Genomic DNA, 20,252 nt, shown 5'->3' on the forward strand with positions numbered 1-20,252 from the left:
AAAAAAGCAACTTTTTTCCAAAATATGTTTGACAATTTATCCCTGGTCTAATATACTTAATTTGTTGCGTCGGAGCATAACGGTTCGGTAGCTCAGCTGGATAGAGCAACGGTCTTCTAAACCGTGGGTCGTGAGTTCGAATCTCACCCGAATCATGATTGCAACCAGAGAAATCACTGAGGCTTGCCTCGGTGATTTTTTTGTTATATTCGCATAAAATTTGCCAAGCTGGCAAAAGTAAACTATAATGGAATAAATAATAAACATTTGTTCGAGCAATCCTGGCCGCTTGGCCGGGGCCTTTTTATTTGCTCACGATTTTTTTACACAAGGCAGGAAATGTAATGACGACGGTAATTTTAGCAGAGAAGCCCAGCCAGGCTAGGGCATACGCGGCAGCTTTTGCCCAGAGCCAGAAGGGGGAGGGGCAGATTAAGGTGGCTGACCCTATTTTGCCGGCAGGTACGGTGATCACCTATGGCTTTGGCCACCTGGTGGAAATGGCCCTGCCGGAAGCCTATGACGCCAGCTACAAGCGCTGGTCTTTAAAGAAGCTGCCGATTTTTCCGGACCAGTACAAGTACCTGGTCCCCCGGGACAAGAAGAAGCAGTTCAATATTGTCGCTAATTTGCTCAAGCGGGCAGATACGATCGTGATTGCCACTGACAGTGACCGGGAAGGGGAAAATATTGCCTGGTCCATCATGCGGCAGGCAGGGATCGACTTGAAACAAAAGCGCCTCTTCCGCCTCTGGATCAACTCTTTGGAAAAAGCCGCGATCAGGGAAGGCTTCCAGAACTTGCGGCCAGGCTGGGACTACTACTACCGCTATAAGGAAGCCCAGACCCGGCAGATCAGCGACTGGCTGGTCGGGATGAACGGCAGTCCCTTATTTACCTTGCTTTTAAGAAAGCAGGGGATCAAGGGGACCTATTCAATCGGCCGGGTGCAGACGCCGACTTTGTATATGGTCTACAAGCGCGACCAGGAGATTGCCAATTTTAAGCCAGAGAAGTACTGGCTGCTTACGGCCGATTTTTGGCAGGGAAGAAAGAAATTTACCGGCCGCTTGCTGCCGGAAACGAAATTCAAGAGTCCGGCGGAACTGGAGCAGTTTTTGCTGGCTAAAGGCGGGAGCCTGGGCAAGCAGACTGGTCGGGTGGCCAAGGTGGAGAAAGAGCAAAAGAGCCTGGCCAGCCCCCGCCTTTTCTCCTTGTCCAGCCTGCAGACGGAAGCCAACCGCCGCTATCATGCTTCAGCCAGCCAGGTTTTGCAGGCAGTGCAGAATTTGTATGAAAACAAGTTTTTAAGCTACCCGCGGACTGACTGCAACTATATTACGGACAACGAGTATGCTTATCTGGCCCAGAACCTGGACCGCTACCAAGGGCTTTTGCCAAATTCTGCAGAAGTCAAAGAGCAAATGAAACCCTTAAAGGCGGAGAAGCGCTATGTCGACTCCAGCAAGGTCCAGGAGCACCACGCCATCATCATGACCAAGACCGTGCCCAGCCAGATGCAGTTAGGGAAAATGTCCAAGCTGGAAGGGCGGATCTATGATTTGGTTCTGCGGCGGACTTTGGAAATGTTTTTAAAGGCCTACGTCTATGAGAAGACAACGGCTTTGATTGATGTTGGCCAATTGACTTTTAAAGCCAGCGGTAACGTCACTGTGAACCTGGGCTGGAAGATCCTGGAAGGGCCAGTCAAAGACGCCCAGCTGCCTCCTCTGGAAGCTGGCCAGGAACTGACGGCTAAATTGAAGGAGCAGGAAGAAGAGACCAAGCCCCCGGCCAAATTTACGGAAGGGAGCTTGATCACGGCCATGAAGACAGCGGGCAAGACCCTGGACGATGAAGAAGCCCAGGCCATTTTAAAGGATGTTGAAGGGATCGGGACGGAAGCCACCCGGGCCAGCACCATTGAAATTTTGAAGAAGCGGGGCTACATGCAGAGCCGGCAAAACAAGCTGTCGGTCACCCCGGAAGGGACTATTCTTTGCAAGGCGGCCGAAGCAGAGCCGCTTTTAGTCAGCGCGCAGATGACGGCTCAGTGGGAAAAGGCCTTAAAGCAAGTTGGGGCTAAAGAACGGAGCCAGGATAACTTTTTAGGGCAGATCAAGAAATTTATTTCGAAGATGATCATGGAAGTGCCAGGCAAGATCCAGGTCGACCAAGGCTTGCAGGAAGAAGCCCAGACCCGGCAGGCCAAAGCCGCGGCAATCGGGCCTTGTCCGGTCTGCAAGAAAGGCGAAATTACTGACAAAGGCAAGTTTTACGGCTGCAGTAATTACCGGGGCGGCTGCCACTTTACCCTGCCCAAGAAATTTGCCGGCAAGAACATGGGCAAGCGGATCGTCAAGACCTTGATCAGCAAGGGCAAGACCGACAAGCTGGACGGCTTTGTCTCTAAAAAGAGCGGGCAGCGGTATTCAGCCAAGCTGCAGCTGGAAGGGGACAAACTCTCTTTGGCTTTTGACTGATTTTTAGCAAGAAAGCAATATTTTTTAAAATGAGTTAACAATTTCGTTACAAATGAAATAGGGCTCGAAAACTGTGGTAAAGTATGAAAAGGCATTTATTGATAAAAGTGTAAATTATCTGGGTGCTTTTTGTTAATAATAGAATTATGAGTTTTGTATCTTTAGATAATGAAGGGTGTGATTGCTAAAAATTATTCATTTTATCCAATGCTAAATAGCAATGTTTCTTACCAGTTCTTGATATAATATCTATATCGAAAGATTGGAAGGAAGAAACGATGAGCGAATACATGTCCATATCAAAAGCAGCTGAGTATCTTAACGTTGCCAAGTCAACTCTCCGCAATTGGGAAGCTGAGGGACTGATTACACCGCTTAGAACTGCCGCCAATCAACGTCGCTACACTAAAGAAATGCTAGATGAAGTTCTGCAAGGAAATGTGAAGGCATCTAAGCCTAAGAAGCCACTGACCATCGGCTATTGCCGGATTTCTTCTGGTCATCAAAAAGAAGACCTCCAAAGGCAGAAGGATGTAGTGTCTAGATATTGCGAAGTCAATGGCTATCAGTTTAAGATCATTCAAGACGTTGGATCAGGTCTCAACTATAAGAAAAAGGGCCTAACCGAGCTGATCAACATGATCTGCAAGAAACAGTGTGAACGAGTCGTGGTAAATTACCAAGACCGACTTGTTCGTTTTGGCTTTGAAATGATTGAGACGATCTGCCAGGCAAACGACGTAGAGCTAGTTGTCATCAATCAGACAGACAACGTTGATCCAAATTCAGAACTTGTAGAAGACGTTTTATCTATAATCACTGTTTTCTCAGCTAAGCTGTATGGAAAGAGGTCGCATCAGAATGCAAGAGTCATCCAAGAAAGCAAAAAGCTCTTCAATCAAGCAGACAGTGACAAAGACTCAGCCCAAGACGATTAGAGTCTACTCCAAAAAGTTAAGCGATGAAGAATTTGCCAGAATGTCCGACTTCTTTGAAAGATACGGCAGGTGCCGGCATTTCTTTTTGAACCGCTACTGTGGCATCAAGTCGATGCTTGCGGTTAATAACTGGCAGACTCTGCGTAACCAAGTTCGCAAATGGGACAAGCCGGTTAAGGGATCAAAAGGAAAGCTGGAAACAGTCTATAGCTTTCAAACCAAGCACTGGGTAGGCGCTCTCCGTGAAGCATGCGCCAACATAAAAAGCATGTGGTCGAATCTGGCTAACCGCTTGAAGAAAGTGATCCAAGGAAATGAAAATCTTTCTGCAGATCAGCGCCACCTTTTGTTCTTTATCTTGAAATTTAAAAGTGCATGGCAAGCCGTTCTTCTTCACAAGCCAATTGAGCTGCCAGAAGAATATGCCGAAGCTTTAACTGAAATAGAAGCTAAGCTGACGGATAAGCAAATCAAGCAAGCATACAGCTACTTACGCCGGATTACGTATCGCTATCACTACCGGGCACGCAAGTCGGGCAAGCTTGGCTCTAGCATGAAGTGTGACTTGAATTGGGCATTTGAAGGAAATACTTTTTCATTCAGTTCAGATGTGCCCAGAAAGCAGTTTTCTGTGGAGATGACCAGTCCGTGGAGTTATCCACGTACCGGCGATATCACAGTGGTGCTTGACCGCGTCAAGCAGCGCCTCGAAGTTCATAAGCTGATCACTAGCAAACGCTATAGCAACGATTCAAAGAAGGCGATCGGCATTGACAAGGGGCTTGCCACCTTGCTTTCCTGCAGCAGCGGCAATGAATATGGTGAAAATTTCAGCAATCTTGCCAATGCCATCGTTGACAAGTACGGCAAGCGAAACGCAAATCGGCAGCCATATATGAGTTTGCGCTGGCAGCTCAATCAACAGCTTGAGCAACTGGAAAAGGCAAACAAACCTTTGTCTAAGACTGCTTTGAGGAAGAAAAGAAAACTGCTTGGCAAGCTTAAGAATCTGGAGCAGAACAATATCGGCAGAAAGTCGTATGGCAAGAGCTACCGCTCAGCGCAAGAAAATGTCAGAAGCTTTATCAACTGTGCGATAAACAGGATGATTGAGACAGAGCATCCAGCAGTCATTGCCAAGGAAGACTTGACGTTCGTAAAAGAAAAAGGCGTCAAATCAGATAACAGCAGATTCGCAAAAAAGATGCGCAAGCGCTTGAATTCATGGACTAAGGGCCAGTTGGATGAACGCATTGAATATCTTTCAAGCAAGAACTCGATTGAAACTCATGATGTCAATCCGGCATATACTTCTCAGTACTGTCCGATCTGCGGGCAGCATTTTGAAGAAAGATACGGCAGTCATCATGAACTGACTAAATGCAAGAAATGCGGCGAGATGAATGCGAATATCGCCGCAGCAAAAAATATATTGAGTAGATTAACTGACGAAGAAATCACGCTTTACACGCCTTATAAGCGAGTTAAGGAGATTCTTGACAGTCGGATAAAAGAAGCATAAGCCTAGTAATACCACAAAGTTGAAGGCTCTAGCATGTAAGAGCAGTCAGCTTTAACGAACTCAGTTCGGGGTATTAAAATCGCGGCTTGACTGCTTCGAGAAGGCATCACGATATGCTTGCCTGCTTTTTTGCGGGCAAGATGCCTTCAAGACTGCCATGCTAAAAGTTTTCAGTGGGGCAGATAAAAAGCTATTGGATGACGCCATCCGGCGTTGTTTGACAGCCAACCGTACTCACTGACCTTAACTTCAAAAGGTTAAAAATCTGATTTCTTTTGCCAAGTTGAATCTACCCATAGATTTAACTAGAAAGGAATATCAGAAAAACTTACCAATACTGATGTGATTATCAAGATTTAGTAAGTTTTATGATTCGGGAAGAGTTTGATGAGACGTTTTGCCCTGGGCATGATGACCAGCGCGGCTTTGATGGTCGGTCTGGCTAGTCAGGTGCAAGCAAGCAGCAGTAAAGACTACAGTAAGAGCACGAAGACCGATCTTGTGACCAAGATCATGGGGGATAAGAGCTACCAGGTCTATTCCTCGCTCAAACTGGAAGAGGTAACTAAGAAGGTCAAGACAAAGACCAAGGAAAAGAAGAAGTACACGGTTAAGAAGAAGGTCGCCTATAAGAAGAAGGGAAAGACCAAGTACAAGACAGTCAAGCAGGTCAAGTACAAGTGGGTGACCAAGACTGATTACAAGAACGTAAAGAAGAAGGAGTGGAAGTTTGGCAAGAAATTGACGGCTTCTTCTGACTTCAGATATTCTCATGTCCAGTCCAAGTCCTACAAGGTCAAAGGCGGCAAGCGCTACTACTACATCTACGTTGATGGCCGGCCAGTCGGCTACGTGAATGAGAAGGCTTTTGCCCTTTCTAAGGCTAATGTGGTCTCTAAGGTCAGCCTGGTCAACAACCCGTCTGACTCGGTTGGCTTTAATGCTGAAGACGCGATTAACTATGTAACTGACAAGCACGGCAGCCTGGTTGACAATGATTCAGTTGAGATCAGTTGCAAGTCTGCTAAATTGAATATTTCTGATACTGGCTATGTTTCCAGCAAGAAGGCCGGGACAGCAGTTTTGACCTTCAAGTATGGCAAGGCAAAGGCAACCAGCAAGCTGACGGTGCGGGGGGATGCAAAAGAAGGGATCAGTTCCGCCAATGTAACGCCGGTTAAAACTGACTTGCCAGAGATCAAGACCTGGTCAGCCAGTGACGGGGCCAGCATATCCTCGTCTTCAACTATTACTTCTGAAGACGCGGTTTCCAGTGCCCACAAATACTGGGCGACCAACATGTCTGGCAACACCAAAGGCGCGGATATTGAAACCATCTTCTATCATCCAGCAGTTTTGAGCGCGCCAGGTTCAAGCAACCTGGAGGCCAAGGTATCCAGTGCCGTTCAAGGGATTGATTTTTATGATAATGACCTGGTGACCAGCAACCTTGACTTAGGCCAGGCAGACAACCGGGAAGCCAGAGGCCACATGGTTTACTACAACATGCGGGGAGTCAGAAAGTACAACTGGCAGCTGATTCCAAGCAAGATGCTGAGCTTCAACACTTGGCTGAGCTACATCAAGAACGTCAAGGTCAGCCCATACATGAAGCTGGGCCATGGCCAGTCAGTCGGCAGCACCAAGAAGTACGTTTACGTTTTGGCCAACTGGAACCGGTCCAACAACTGGTCTAACTCCCAGGAACTGATCCGGGTCAAGAAGTCAACCATGGAAATTGACAAGATCTGGACTTTCAAGGTTTGGAACGGGTCAGCCAAGTACCCGCGGATTTTCCTTAACGCGGACGTGATTGACGACAATACCTTGATTGCTCTCTTCCACAATGCTTCTAAGCACCGCTATGAATACTGGAAGATTTCCAGAACTGGCGACAGCTTCAAGGCCAAGGAAGTTGGGGCAACCGGCAGCGACCTCATCAGCAATTCCGCTGAAGTTCAGGGCTTTGTCTGGGACAGTGCATATGACGTTTACTACATTGCCTTTAACGACTACCTCTTTAAGATCGGGGCAGGCTTAGATGGCGGAACGGATGCCGGTAAGCTTTTGAATTACTACAAGTTTGACACAGGCCGGGAGTTTGAAGGTTTGGGCAGCTACAAGGGTGAGCTCTACGTCAACTTGAACCATCCGACGGAAACTTTGAAAGTGGATCATATTACAAAATAGTTGAGTTTAATGATTGTGAGTATAAGAGGAATGAATTTGAAGAAGGTACTGGCCTTTTCAGCCGCAATTATGGCAGTTGCTTGTTTCTTTGAAGCTGGTCAGCCAGTTGCGGCCGCGAGTGAACAGCTGTCGACCAAGGTGATCGACGGGAAGAAAAACTACGGGATCTATTCCAGCTTAAGTCAGGTAAAAGTCAAGACTGGCAAGGGCAAGAAGAAAAAGACCAAGCTGGTCTGGAAGTTTGGCAAGAAAATGGCCAGCAGCAAGGAATTCAAGCTGGCTCACGTCCAGTCCAAATCTTACAAGCTCGTCCGGGGCAGACGGTATTACTATGTCTATGTTGATGGGCGGGGAGTCGGCTATGTCAGCGAGCGGGCTTTTGCCAGAAGCAAGATGTCTTTGGTTAAGAGTGTCAGCCTGGTCAATAATAAATTGGATACCAACGGCTTTGTGACGACTGATGCCATCAACTACGTGACAGACAAGCACGGCAGCGTAGTTGACGTTAACTCTGTGAAGCGGTCAGCTGACCGGATTTCTGAGAAAAAGCCAGGCCGCTACGTAGTAACTTACCGCTACGGCAAGGCCAGCGGGAAGGTCACGGTAACGGTTAGAAGCGATGCCAAAGAGGGCATTTCTAAGGCCGATGCCAAGTTGGGCAAGGGCGGCAATGTTGGCAAGACCTGGTTTCCAAGCCAGCTGGCTTTTAGAGGCAACTACAATGCCCAAGTCGCTCCGCACACTTACGTGGGGACTGACAAGCATGGCAAGAAGACGGCCAAATTGACTACCAAGTTTTATGAGCCAAATTCATTTAGCCTGCTGGAAGGCAGCCAGGAAACCAATGTCCGGGGCAATGTCCAGGGTTTGGATGTATATGGCCAGGACATGGTCACGACCAATTATTATGGCGGGCCTGAATCGTCTATGGACGGAGCCCGGGGCCACATGGTGCTTTACCACTTAAACCAGGTGCCAAAGTATGCCCTGCAGTATATTCCAACCAATACCTTGAATTACCAGCTTTGGAAGAATTACGTCAAGAGCATCAAGATCAGTCCCTACATCAAACTCGGCCATGGTCAGTCTGTTGGGTCTACGTCACGCTACATCTATGAACTGGCTAACTGGAACCATACCAAGAAACTGCGGTCAAACGAGCTTTTGCAAGTCGATAAGAAAGACATGCAGATCAAGCGGATCTGGACTTTTGCCGTAAGCAATGGCGAGCGGAAAAACAACCGCTACTTCTTAAACGCGGACGTGATTGACGACAATACCATGCTGGCCTTGTTCCATAGCAAGTCCAAGCACCGCTTTGAAATTTGGAAGATCACCCGGACAGGTAGCAGCTTCAAGGTTAAGGAAGCAGCCGCCACTAATGGTGACTTGATTTCCAACTCCAGCCAGGTGCAGGGTTTTACTTATAACGTTGCTCACAAGTGCTATTACATTGCCTTTAACGATTACCTGTTCAAGATCGATGCCAAAGGCAACCTGGTCAACTACTACCACTTCAATGCCAAACGGGAAGTAGAGGGTCTGGCTTCTTACAAATCGAAGATCTATATAGCCATGAACAAGCGGGCAGAAGTTTTCGACTCGAACATGGCGAAATAAGTCGGTCGGTTAATGAATAAATTTCTTTGTTAATAAGCGCTAAGCAGAAACATCTGCCTAGCGCTTTTTTAATCTGAAAATAATAGGCTAAAGACTATAAATAGTGGATTTTCCACCAAGAAATCTGTTCAACATTAGCAAAAAGTGAAGAAAATGATGGACTTTTTTTAGAAAGATGGTAAATTTAAGAGGTGTATTTAATCAGAAAAAATAAATATTTAGGGAGACAAATCAACTATTGGAGAAGACATGAAGAAATACAAATATATTTTTTACTACGTTAGCATCTTGTATACGATCGGGACCTCGCTATGGAGCGGAACGATCTACCTATTTATGCGGCACAATGGCTACAGCTACAGCCAGATCAATCTATTCTTAGAGATTTTCTGGCTGGTCACCTTCTTTGCCGAAATACCTTCTGGCTACATTGCTGACAAATTCGGATATCTGAAAACCATAATGGCCAGCGGGATCTTCAGAGCTGTAGGTTTGATAATTTTGGCACTCAGCCCCATGAACTTATTGTGGTTGACGGTCAGCGGGGTCTCGACCGCTTTGGGGGATTCCTTGCAATCGGGCACCATGACTTCCTGGATTGCCAACAAGGCCGTTGAGCATGGTGAAAAAGACCAGCTGGGCGCTATTTTCTCTGGCTACAGTATTATCGGCACGCCCTTGACCATGGCTGCCACCTTCGTTGGGGCTAATATTTTAGGCAATATCCGCCTGGACCTGCCTTTGCTTATCGGGGCAGCCTTTTTGCTCGCGACCAGTTTGACCATCATCCCACTCTTAAAATATGACAGCCAAAACCTGGCTGAGGCGGAAGAAGGGATGCCGAAGCTGAACCTGGTTGCCGATGTAAAATTTACGGTCAAGCAAGAACAGAAGACTTTTGCCTGGATCTTGCTTCTGCTTCCCGTGGCAATTATTTCAGCCGGCCCGCTTGACCAGTGGCAGATGTACTTTCAAAGAGGCAAGACCGTCAATTCTGGGACGATTTCTATCTTGATGAGTTTGTCCGGGATGCTGGCGATTTCCCTTTACAACCGCTATGTGTCCAAAAAGCCGCTGTCTAATAGAGGACAGACCCGCTTGATTGTTGTCAGCACGGTTATGATGGCTGCTACTTTGCTTGGCGTGGTTGGGTTGAAAAACTGGTATTATGGGTCTCTCGTCTTGTTCATGCTCCATACCATGTTTGGCAGTTTAGAAAATATGCTGGGCGGGATTGTTTTGCAAACGACGATCCAAACAGAGAACCGCCGGGCGACTATTATGTCTGTTGCCAATGCCTTGGACGCGGGCGCCGAAGTCGTGGTTTTGGCAATTAACGGCTTTTTGTCAGACCACTATGGCATCGGCTTTGCCTGGGTTAGTCTGGCTGCTGTCGGTTTGCTGATCTTTTTGCTAGCAATTTTTGGCATGCAGAGTAAAAAGTTGGAAGTTGAGGAAATTTAAATGGAGATTACAGGATTTTTCAAGGATGGCCGTCTACAGGTCATTCCCCGCAAGCAAAGGGCGAAAGATGCCTTGTTTGATGCTTTGATTGACCGATTTGAATTTGGCCGGGATTATACTGAAAAGGAAGTCAATGAAGTTTTGGCGGCAGTCTATGATGACTACGCTATTTTGCGCCGCTACTTGGTTGACACGGGCCGCTTGGAGCGGGACCCTTATGGCCATCATTACTGGCGGGCAGAAAAGGAAGATTGATTTTATGGCATTAAGACCACCTCTGGTGGTCTTTTTTCTTACGACTTTTTAACTAAAAACGAATGTTAATAAGAAACTCTTGGTAAATAGTTCATCTTTCTCTTTAAAAAAGTTTAGTTTTCTGTTATCCTAAGGGAAAGCAGACAGGAGGAATAATCGTGACTAGTAGAATCAGTGTTGTAATGGGCTCCAAGTCAGACTGGGGCTATATGCAGGAAGCTTGCAAGCTGCTCGACAAGTTCGGGGTTGACTACGACAAGCAGGTTATTTCAGCACACAGAATGCCGGAAGAAATGTTCGCTTTTGCCCAAAAGGCGGCCGAGAACGGCACTAAGGTGATCATCGCTGGTGCTGGCGGGGCTGCCCACCTGCCAGGCATGATTGCCGCCAACACTCCCTTGCCGGTAATTGGCTGCCCGGCCAAGACCAGCGCTTTAGGCGGGATGGACTCCCTTCTTTCCATCGTCCAAATGCCAGCCGGCATCCCTGTAGCGACGACCGCCATCGGCCCGGCCGGCGCCAAAAACGCGGCTCTTTTAGCCATGCAGATCTTAGGCATCGAAGACAAAGAACTCCAGCAAAAGATCGTGGACTACCGCAAGGAAATGCACGATCAAGCTAAAGAAAGCAGTGCAGACCTTGTCTATTAAAATCAAGCCCGGCCAAACTATCGGCATTATTGGCGGGGGACAATTAGGGCAAATGCTGGCTTTTGATGCCAAGGCCAGCGGAATGAAGGTCATCATCCTGGACCCAACTCCGGCTTGCCCGGCTGGCCAAGCCGCTGACGACCAGATCGTGGCTGAATACAGTGATATCGATGCTATCCATGAACTGGCCCGGCGAAGCGACGTCTTGACCTACGAATTTGAAAACGTGGACCTGGATGCCCTGGAAAGCGTCAAGGACCAAGTCTTTATCCCGCAGGGGACCAAGCTCCTTTACACGACCAACAACCGGATCCGGGAAAAGACTTTTATCCAAAGTGCCGGCTGTGAAGTGGCCAAGTTCAGAGCAGTCAAGAACCGGGCTGACCTGGACGCTGCTGTCAGCAGCCTCGGCCTGCCAGCTGTTTTAAAGACCTGTGAAGGCGGCTATGACGGCAAGGGCCAGGTCGTTTTGAAAGAAAATGCCGACTTGGACAAGACTGCTGACGTTTTAGCCTGCGGTGACTGCATCTTGGAAAAATTCGTCGACTTCCGCATGGAAGCCTCTGTCATGGTCGGCCGCAACTGCGATGGCCAAGTCACGGTCTTCCCGGTCAGCGAAAATATAAACCAGGGCGAAATCCTGCATGAAAGCATCGTGCCAGCCCGGATCTCACCGGACTTGGCCAAAGAGGCCCAGAACGCTGCTGTCAAGATCGCTGAAGCCATCGACTTGCGCGGGATCTTAGGCGTAGAAATGTTCGTCACTAAGGACGACAAAATCGTCATCAACGAACTAGCTCCCCGCCCGCACAATTCCGGTCACTACTCGATTGAAGCCTGCAACTTTTCCCAGTTTGCTGTCCACAACCGGGCAATTTGCAACTGGCCATTGCCAAAAATTAAGCTGCTCAGCCCGGTCGTCATGGTCAATGTTTTGGGTCAGCACGTGGCCGGAACCGAAAAGCTGATTGCTGAAAAGCCGCAGTGGTCCTTCCATGACTATGGCAAGGGCGAAGTCCGCAGAGACCGGAAGATGGGGCACGTGACGATCTTGACCGACGATGTCGACAAGACCCTGGCTGAGATTGCCGCGACCAAAGTTTGGGATGTATAATTAATAAGCAGATTATTGTTGATTTTTTAAAGGTGGAAAATAAATGATTGAACGCTATACCCGACCAGAAATGGGTGCCATTTGGACTGATGAAAAGAAGTATGAATGCTGGCTGGCAGTAGAAATCGCTGCTGACGAAGCTTGGTCCAAACTTGGCCACATTCCGGCAGAAGACGTGGAAAAGATCAAGAAAAACGCCAAGTTCAGCGTTGACCGCATCAACGAAATTGAAGCCGTGACCCACCACGACGTCATCGCCTTCACCCGGACCGTTTCTGAATCATTGGGGCCGGAAAAGAAGTGGGTGCACTACGGCTTGACCAGTACTGACGTGGTTGACACTGCCCAGGGCTACCAATTAAAGCAGGCTAACGACATCCTCCGCAAGGACATCCAGGACTTCATCGACATCCTGGCTAAGCGCGCCCTTGAATTCAAGGACACGGTTTGCATGGGCCGCACCCACGGCATTCACGCTGAACCAACTACTTTTGGCTTGAAGTTTGCCCGCTGGTACTCAGAAATGAAGCGGAACCAAGAACGCTTTGAACACGCTGCCCGCGGGGTGGAAGCCGGCAAGATCTCCGGTGCCGTCGGCACTTTCGCTGAGGTTGACCCGGAAGTTGAAGCATATGTCTGCAAGAAGCTGGGTTTGCGCGCTCAGGAAATTTCAACCCAGGTCCTGCCACGTGACCTGCACGCAGAATACATTGCCGCCATCGCCCTGGTCGCAACTTCTTTGGAAAACATCGCTACTGAAATCCGTTCTTTGCAAAGAACGGAAATCCATGAAGTTGAAGAACACTTCGCCAAGGGGCAAAAGGGTTCTTCTGCTATGCCGCACAAGCGCAACCCGATCGGTTCAGAAAACATCTGCGGGATGGCCAGAGTTCTCCGTGGCAATGTCGTAACTGCCTACGAAGACGTAACCCTCTGGCACGAAAGAGACATTTCCCACTCAGGTGCTGAACGGGTAATCCTGCCAGACAGCACCATTGGTCTTGACTACATGCTCAACCGGATGGGCAAGATCCTGGCCAACCTGGACGTCTTCCCGGAAACCATGAAGAAGAACATGGACAAGACTTTGGGCTTGATCTACTCCGGCCGTGTTCTGCTCAAGCTGGTTGAAAGCGGTATGAGCCGGGAAGCTGCCTACGACTTGATCCAGCCATATACGGCCAAGTGCTGGGCTGAACAAGTTCCATTCCGCCCTCTGCTTGAAGCAGACCCAACCATTCAAAAGCAACTGACTAAGGCTGATCTTGATGATGCCTTCGACTACCACTGGCACCTGCGCCACGTCGACGATATCTACAAGCGGCTGGGTTTGGAATAAGTGTAAAAAGACAATAATTTTTAGTGCGATCCGCAATATAAAAAGAATAGAGAAATTTAGATAATCAAAAGCGACTCATAAAATGAGCCGCTTTTTTGTTCGGCTTTTCTCTGATATCTCTTTTATTTTAAGATTATGTCCAAAAAGAATGAGATTGTTTCCGTTTGTAAGCGGAACATTAGCTAAAAATGTTCGCTAATCTCTTGACCAAACTTTTTTAAGTTGTTATCCTTAGTTCAAGAAAGAAATTACGAATAGTAATTCCTGTTTACATTATTATAGTTCGTGTTAATCGGAGGGTAAAAAATGGCAGAATTGCTTTATCAGGGTAAGACTAAGGAAATGTGGACCACTGACGATCCAGAAGTGCTCCGCGCTGTTTACAAGGATGACGCTACCGCGTTGGACGGCTTGAAGCACGACGTCTTCCAAAACAAGGGCGAACTTGACGCGGAAATTTCCAGTCTGGTTTTCGAATATTTGATGAAGCATGGGGTTAAGACGCACTTTATCAAGCGTCTGTCTAAAAACGAACAATTGGTCAAGAAGGTCAAGATGATTGACCTGGAAGTCGTTACCCGGAACATCGCGGCTGGATCATTCTGCAAGCGTTATGGCTTGAAAGAAGAAGGTGAGAAGCTGGACACCCCAGTTGAAGAACTCTTCATGAAGAGCGACGCCCTGCACGACCCGCTGATGAACGAATCAGACGCCATTGCCTTCCACCTGCTGACTCATGAAGAACATGAACAGATCTGGGAAATCTCCCGCCAGGTCAACCAGCTTTTGACCAAGCTGTTTGCCGAAGCAGGCATGCTGCTGGTTGACTTCAAGGTTGAATTCGGGACCCTGCCAAACGGCGAAGTTGTCCTGGCTGACGAATTCTCACCAGACAACTGCCGCCTGTGGGACATGGAAACCAAGGACCACATGGACAAGGATGTTTACCGCCGGCAAATCGGCAACCTGATCGATGTTTACGAAAGAGTTTTGGCCCGTTTGAAGGATGCTTTGGCCAAGGAGGATTAAGCAAATGACTACTGTACGGATTTACGTTACTTACAAGCAATCAGTTTTCGACCCGCAAGGTGAAGCCATCACCAACTCAATTCACTCTTTGGGCCACGATGAAGTCAAGGCAGTCAAGGTCGGCAAGTTCTTCGACGTAACTATTGAAGAAAAGGACAAGCCTGTAGCTGAAACTGTTAAGGAAATCTCTGAAGAGCTGCTGGTTAACTTCAATATGGAAACCTACAGCTACAAGATCTTGGAGGAAAAATAATGAAGTTTGCGGTAATCCAATTCCCGGGCTCAAACTGCGACATCGACCTCTACGAAGCCCTGCACACGGTTTGCGGCGCTGACGTGGCCTACGTTCCTTCAAAGGAAAGCAGCCTGGACGGCTTTGATGCTGTCATGCTGCCAGGGGGCTTTTCATACGGGGACTACTTGAGAGCCGGTGCTATTGCCCGCTTTACCAACATCATGCCAGCCATTGTCGAAATGGCCAAGGCTGGCAAGCCAGTTTTCGGGACCTGCAACGGTTTCCAGATCTTGACTGAAGCTGGCCTTTTGCCAGGGGCCTTGAAGAGAAATGACTCTTTGAAGTTTGTCTGCAAGACGGTTGAACTGGAAGTAGTCAACAACGACACCATTTTTACTTCCGAATACCAAAAGGGCGAGAAGATCAACCTGCCGATTGCGCACGCTGACGGCTCCTTCTACGCCGACCCGGAAACCTTGCAGAAGATTGAAGACAATGGCCAGGTCGTTTTCCGCTACTCAAAGGAAAACCCGAACGGCTCTTTGAACAATATTGCCGGGATCACCAACGAAAGAGGCAATGTCTTAGGGATGATGCCTCACCCGGAACGGGCAGTCGAAGCCCTCTTGGGCAACACCGACGGCTTGCGCCTGTTTAAGTCAATTTTGGACCACGCGGAGGTAAAAGCGTAATGATGCAGGAAATGACTCCAGAAGAAATCAAAGAAAAGAAGCCTTATCTCGATTGGAGCTTGTCTGAAGAAGAATACGACTACATCTGTGACAAGCTTTTGCACCGCTTGCCAAACTACACTGAAACCGGCCTTTTCTCAGCCATGTGGAGCGAACACTGCTCATACAAGAAGTCTAAGCCTGTTCTCCGTCTCTTCCCGACCAAGGGCCCGCGCATTTTGCAAGGGCCTGGTGAAGGGGCAGGGGTAGTTGACATTGGCGACGGCCAAGCAGTTGTTTTCAAGGCTGAAAGCCACAACCACCCAACTGCCGTTGAACCTTACCAAGGGGCAGCTACTGGCGTCGGCGGGATTCTCCGTGACGTCTTCAGCATGGGGGCGCGGCCAGTTGCAACTTTGGACTCTCTGCACTTTGGTGAATTAGATGACGCCCACACCCGCTGGCTCTTAAACGAAACTGTAGCCGGTATCGGCGGCTACGGCAACTGCATGGGCATTCCAACTGTCGGCGGTGAACTCACTTTTGACGACATCTACAAGGGCAACCCAGTCATGAACGCCATGAGCGTCGGCCTGTTGGACGTCAAGGACATGCAAAAGGGCCTGGCACAAGGTGAAGGCAACGCCGTGATGTACGTCGGGGCTAAGACAGGCCGTGACGGGATCCACGGGGCAACCTTTGCTTCTCACTCATTTGACTCAGAACACGAAAGCCAACGTTCAGCCGTTCAAGTCGGCGACCCGTTTATGGAAAAGCTGCTGCTTGAAGCCTGCCTAGAATTGACCCAAAAGCACGCTGACTGGCTGGTCGGCATCCAGGACATGGGGGCAGCCGGGATCGTTTCCTCAAGTTCAGAAATGGCTTCAGAAGGCAAGTCCGGCATGGAACTGAACCTGGACCAGGTACCGCAAAGAGAAAGCGGGATGTCTGCTTACGAAATCATGCTGAGCGAATCCCAGGAAAGAATGCTGCTTTGCGTTAAGAAGGGCCACGAAGAAGACGTTAAGAAGATTTTTGACTTCTACGACCTTGACGCCGTTGTTATCGGCCGGATTACCAGCGGCCACAACTACGTTTTGCGCCACCACGGCGAAGTAGTCTGCGACATCCCGGTAACCAGCCTGACTGAAGACGTTTTGGAAGAGCCAAGCGAAGAAAAGCAGCCGCAGCACATGATCGATGACGCGGCTAAGCCTGCCTGGGAACCAGAGATTACTGATTTGGCCAAGACTTTCAAGCAGATGCTGGCCCAGCCAACCATCGCTTCTAAGGAAATGTTCACCCAGACTTACGACTCCATGGTTAGAACCAGTACGGTTGTAGGGCCTGGTGAAGATAGCGGCGTTTTGCGGGTCCGCGGCACCCACAAGGGGATTGCCATGACCACTGACGGCAATGGCCGTTTCATCTACCTGGATCCGGAAATCGGGGGCAAGCGGGCCGTTGTTGAAGCTGCAAGCAACATCATCGCCAGCGGGGCAGAACCTCTGGCCATCACTGACTGCTTGAACTTCGGGAACCCGAACGAACCAGAAGTCTTCTGGGAACTTCACCACTCAGTCATGGGGATTGCCAAGGCCTGCGAAGTTCTGGAAACTCCAGTTGTTTCCGGGAACGTTTCCCTGTACAACGAAACTGACGACAAGTCCATCTACCCAACGCCAATGGTCGGCATGGTCGGTCTGGTCAAGAACCTGGACCACCTGGTCAGAGACAGCTTCCAGGAAGAGGGCGACGACCTTTACCTGGTTGGCCAAACCGGGGCAGACTACGCCGGTTCAGAACTGCAAAAGATGCTGACTGGGGAAATCTCCGGCTCTTTGAACGATTTGGACTTGGACCACATTAAGGGCTACCAAAAGCGGCTCTTGGCCCAAATGGAAGCCGGCCACGTAGCCAGTGCCCACGACTTAAGCGAAGGCGGCCTGGCGGTCAGCCTGGCTGAAAGCAGCTTTGGCCACGGCATCGGGGCAGAAGTTGCCTGCGACTTGACCAGTGCTGAACTTTTCAGCGAAACTCCAGGCCGCTTCCTGGTCAGCGTGCCAAGCGAATACTCAGCTGAATTCGCTGCTGCTTTGGCCGGCGACGCGGTCAAGCTCGGCCAAACTGCTGGCGACAGCTTGAAGCTGACTTTGAAGGACCAAGCAGCTGACTTACCGGTAGCTGAATTGAAGCAAATTTGGGAGGAAGCCCTGCCATGCCTTATGAAATCAAAGGATTAAACGAAGAATGCGGCGTTTTCGGGATCTACAACGTTCCTGACGCGGCTAACGTGACCTACTTCGGTCTCCATGCCCTCCAGCACCGGGGCCAGCAGGGGGCCGGGATCGTGGCCAGTGACGGGCAGAAGCTCCGTCAGTTCCGGGACCGCGGTCTCTTGTCAGAAGTTTTCTCCAACCCAGCTGACCTGGACTTTTTGAAGGGGAACATGGCTATCGGCCACGTCCGTTACGGTACTGCCGGTTCAGATTCCCTGGCCAATGTCCAGCCCTTCCTTTTCCACTTCCAGGACGGGGAAATCGCTCTTTGCCACAATGGGAACTTGACCAACGCCCAGACTTTGAAAAAGCGCCTGGAAGATTCCGGGTCAGTCTTCCAGTCAAGCTCGGATACGGAAGTCTTGATCCACTTGATTCGGCGCAAGGTTCGCATGCCGTTTATTGAAGCCTTGAAGGCCAGCTTGAACGAGGTCAAGGGGGGCTTTGCCTTCCTCTTGATGACTAATGACACCCTTTATGCAGCCCTTGACCCTAACGGCTTCCGACCGCTGGTTTTAGGCCAGATGGACAATGGCAGCTATGTCGTGGCCAGCGAATCCTGCGCCCTTGACGCGGTACACGCCAAGCTGGTCCGGGACGTGCAGCCAGGTGAGCTTATTATCATCAACAAAGACGGGATCAAGATCGACCACTATACGACTGAAACCCAGCTGGCCGTCTGCTCAATGGAATACATCTACTTTGCCCGGCCGGACTCCATCATCCACGGGGTCAACATCCACACCGCCAGAAAGCGGATGGGGATGCTGCTGGCCAAAGAACAGCCAGCTCCAGAAGATGCCGACATGGTCATTGGTGTTCCAAACTCCTCACTCTCAGCAGCGACTGGTTATGCTGAAGCAGCTGGATTGCCTTATGAAATGGGTTTGATCAAGAACCAGTACATTGCCCGGACCTTCATCCAGCCAACCCAGGCTCTGCGTGAGCAGGGGGTTAAAATGAAGCTGGCTCCGGTCCGCGGGGTGGTCAGCGGCAAGAATATCGTGGTCGTTGACGACTCAATCGTCCGCGGGACGACTTCCCGGCAGATCGTGCAGATGCTGAAAGAAGCCGGCGCCAAGTCGGTGCACATGCGGATTGCTTCTCCGCCTTTCAAGTACCCGCACTTCTACGGGATCGACATTTCTGAAAGAAAAGACTTGATGGCGGCCAAATACAGCGTCAGCGACATGTGCAAGCTGATCGGGGCTGACAGCCTGGGCTTTTTAAGCATTCCAAGCCTGATCAAGGCGGTTGACATGCCAGATGCCGGCGACGCGCCAAATGGTGGTTTAACTGTAGCCTACTTTGACGGCAAGTACCCGACTCCTTTGTACGACTACGAAAACCAAATCAAGGAACCACTGGACGTTGAACCGGTCGAAGAAATTTTAAAGAAGCAAAACAGAGGTGAATGATCGTGAATCGCTATAAGGATGCAGGCGTTGACGTCAATGCCGGCTATGAATTGGTACGGCGGATCAAGGGGGCGGTAGCCTCAACCAAGCGGCCGGGTTACGTTGGCAATATCGGCGGCTTTGGCGGCCTGTTTGACCTTGATTCCCTAGGCTATGACCACCCGGTCCTGGTTTCCGGGACTGATGGTGTCGGTACCAAGCTGATGATTGCCCAAAAGATGGACAAAAATGACACTGTCGGTATTGACGTCGTAGCCATGTGCGTCAACGATGTCCTGGCTCAAGGGGCAGAACCGCTTTTCTTCCTGGACTACATCGCCTGCGGGCACAACGATCCAGCCCTCCTGGCTTCAGTTGTCCAAGGCGTGGCTGAAGGCTGCAAGCAGGCAGGCGCCAGCTTGATCGGCGGGGAAACCGCGGAAATGCCAGACATGTACGCGCCAGATGAATATGACCTGGCCGGCTTTACGGTTGGGGTAGCGGAAAAAGACCGCCTTTTGTCAGTTGACACTCCGCAAGCTGGGGACGTTCTCTTGGGCCTGGCTTCAAGCGGGGTTCACTCCAACGGCTTTTCACTGGTCCGCAAGATTCTCTTTAAGGACCATGACGTCAAGCTGACTGACACGCCAGCTGAATTAAAGGGCAAGAGCGTGGGTGAAAGCCTGCTGGCTCCGACCAGAATCTATATCAAGTCTGTCCTGCCTTTGATCAAGCAAGGCCTGGTCCACGGCGTGGCCCACATTACGGGGGGCGGCCTCATTGAAAACGTGCCGCGGATGTTTAATGACGGCCTGGTGGCAGAAATTACCGCTGGCAGCTGGGAAGTTCCAGATGTCTTCAACTACCTCAAGCAAGTTGGCAATTTGTCAGATGATGACTGCTGGCAGACCTTCAACATGGGCCTGGGGATGATTCTGGCAGTTCCAGCTGACAAGAAGGAAGAGGCCAAGCGGCTGCTTTTGGAAAGCGGCGAAAAGGTCTTTGAAGTTGGCCGCTTGAGCCAGAGAACTGACGGCGAAAAGATCATTATCAAATAGGTGGCAGC

The 20,252-nt window shown here is 49.7% G+C and carries 16 protein-coding genes and 1 tRNA gene; all 17 read left to right on the forward strand.

Features of this window, described 5'->3' with window-relative positions:
* Positions 1–81 precede the first annotated feature (81 nt).
* The 17 genes from ACYVUV_RS03440 to purM all read left to right on the forward strand — a co-directional run bounded on the left by ACYVUV_RS03440 (position 82) and on the right by purM (position 20,244).
* Positions 82–155, forward strand: a tRNA-Arg gene (locus ACYVUV_RS03440).
* Between the two features lie 189 nt (positions 156–344).
* Positions 345–2,483 (forward strand): type IA DNA topoisomerase, encoded by a 2,139-nt coding sequence (locus ACYVUV_RS03445; protein ID WP_439774805.1) that lies wholly within the window; start codon positions 345–347, stop codon positions 2,481–2,483.
* 278 nt (positions 2,484–2,761) lie between these two features.
* Positions 2,762–3,421, forward strand: coding sequence for an IS607 family transposase (locus tag ACYVUV_RS03450; protein WP_484498991.1), 660 nt, complete (start codon positions 2,762–2,764; stop codon positions 3,419–3,421).
* Positions 3,345–4,943 carry an RNA-guided endonuclease TnpB family protein gene (locus tag ACYVUV_RS03455; protein ID WP_484498992.1) on the forward strand — a complete coding sequence of 533 codons (1,599 nt, stop codon included), beginning with the start codon at positions 3,345–3,347 and terminating at the stop codon, positions 4,941–4,943. The genes ACYVUV_RS03450 and ACYVUV_RS03455 overlap by 77 nt, the downstream gene beginning before the upstream one ends.
* A 387-nt stretch (positions 4,944–5,330) precedes the next feature.
* Positions 5,331–7,133, forward strand: coding sequence for a hypothetical protein (locus ACYVUV_RS03460; RefSeq protein WP_439775968.1), 1,803 nt, complete (start codon positions 5,331–5,333; stop codon positions 7,131–7,133).
* 30 nt (positions 7,134–7,163) lie between these two features.
* Positions 7,164–8,753: a hypothetical protein gene (locus tag ACYVUV_RS03465; RefSeq protein ID WP_439775969.1), complete on the forward strand. Its 1,590-nt coding sequence runs from the start codon at positions 7,164–7,166 to the stop codon at positions 8,751–8,753.
* A gap of 249 nt (positions 8,754–9,002) precedes the next feature.
* Positions 9,003–10,217 carry an MFS transporter gene (locus ACYVUV_RS03470; RefSeq protein ID WP_439775970.1) on the forward strand — a complete coding sequence of 405 codons (1,215 nt, stop codon included), beginning with the start codon at positions 9,003–9,005 and terminating at the stop codon, positions 10,215–10,217.
* Positions 10,218–10,472, forward strand: coding sequence for a DUF2087 domain-containing protein (locus ACYVUV_RS03475; RefSeq protein ID WP_439775971.1), 255 nt, complete (start codon positions 10,218–10,220; stop codon positions 10,470–10,472). It abuts the gene before it with no gap.
* Between the two features lie 182 nt (positions 10,473–10,654).
* Positions 10,655–11,122, forward strand: a complete 468-nt coding sequence (gene purE / locus ACYVUV_RS03480; RefSeq protein WP_004560842.1) for a 5-(carboxyamino)imidazole ribonucleotide mutase — start codon at positions 10,655–10,657, stop codon at positions 11,120–11,122.
* Positions 11,112–12,236 (forward strand): 5-(carboxyamino)imidazole ribonucleotide synthase, encoded by a 1,125-nt coding sequence (gene purK, locus ACYVUV_RS03485; protein WP_439775972.1) that lies wholly within the window; start codon positions 11,112–11,114, stop codon positions 12,234–12,236. Before purE ends, purK begins: the two co-directional genes overlap by 11 nt.
* 43 nt (positions 12,237–12,279) lie before the next feature.
* Positions 12,280–13,575, forward strand: a complete 1,296-nt coding sequence (gene purB, locus ACYVUV_RS03490) for an adenylosuccinate lyase (protein WP_439775973.1) — start codon at positions 12,280–12,282, stop codon at positions 13,573–13,575.
* 306 nt (positions 13,576–13,881) lie between these two features.
* Positions 13,882–14,604, forward strand: coding sequence for a phosphoribosylaminoimidazolesuccinocarboxamide synthase (purC, locus tag ACYVUV_RS03495; protein ID WP_439775974.1), 723 nt, complete (start codon positions 13,882–13,884; stop codon positions 14,602–14,604).
* Positions 14,605–14,608: 4 nt separating this feature from the next.
* Complete coding sequence (purS, locus tag ACYVUV_RS03500; RefSeq protein ID WP_050890377.1) at positions 14,609–14,857, forward strand: phosphoribosylformylglycinamidine synthase subunit PurS; 249 nt, start codon at positions 14,609–14,611, stop codon at positions 14,855–14,857.
* Positions 14,857–15,531, forward strand: a complete 675-nt coding sequence (purQ, locus tag ACYVUV_RS03505; protein ID WP_439775975.1) for a phosphoribosylformylglycinamidine synthase subunit PurQ — start codon at positions 14,857–14,859, stop codon at positions 15,529–15,531. The genes purS and purQ overlap by 1 nt, the downstream gene beginning before the upstream one ends.
* Positions 15,531–17,753, forward strand: a complete 2,223-nt coding sequence (gene purL / locus ACYVUV_RS03510; protein ID WP_439775976.1) for a phosphoribosylformylglycinamidine synthase subunit PurL — start codon at positions 15,531–15,533, stop codon at positions 17,751–17,753. Before purQ ends, purL begins: the two co-directional genes overlap by 1 nt.
* Positions 17,729–19,207, forward strand: a complete 1,479-nt coding sequence (purF, locus tag ACYVUV_RS03515; protein ID WP_439775977.1) for an amidophosphoribosyltransferase — start codon at positions 17,729–17,731, stop codon at positions 19,205–19,207. The genes purL and purF overlap by 25 nt, the downstream gene beginning before the upstream one ends.
* Positions 19,208–19,209: 2 nt before the next feature.
* A complete protein-coding gene (purM, locus tag ACYVUV_RS03520) occupies positions 19,210–20,244 on the forward strand; it encodes a phosphoribosylformylglycinamidine cyclo-ligase (RefSeq protein WP_439775978.1) in 1,035 nt (344 codons plus the stop codon).
* Positions 20,245–20,252 lie beyond the last annotated feature (8 nt).

It is taken from the genome of Lactobacillus sp. WILCCON 0149 (assembly GCF_057197965.1).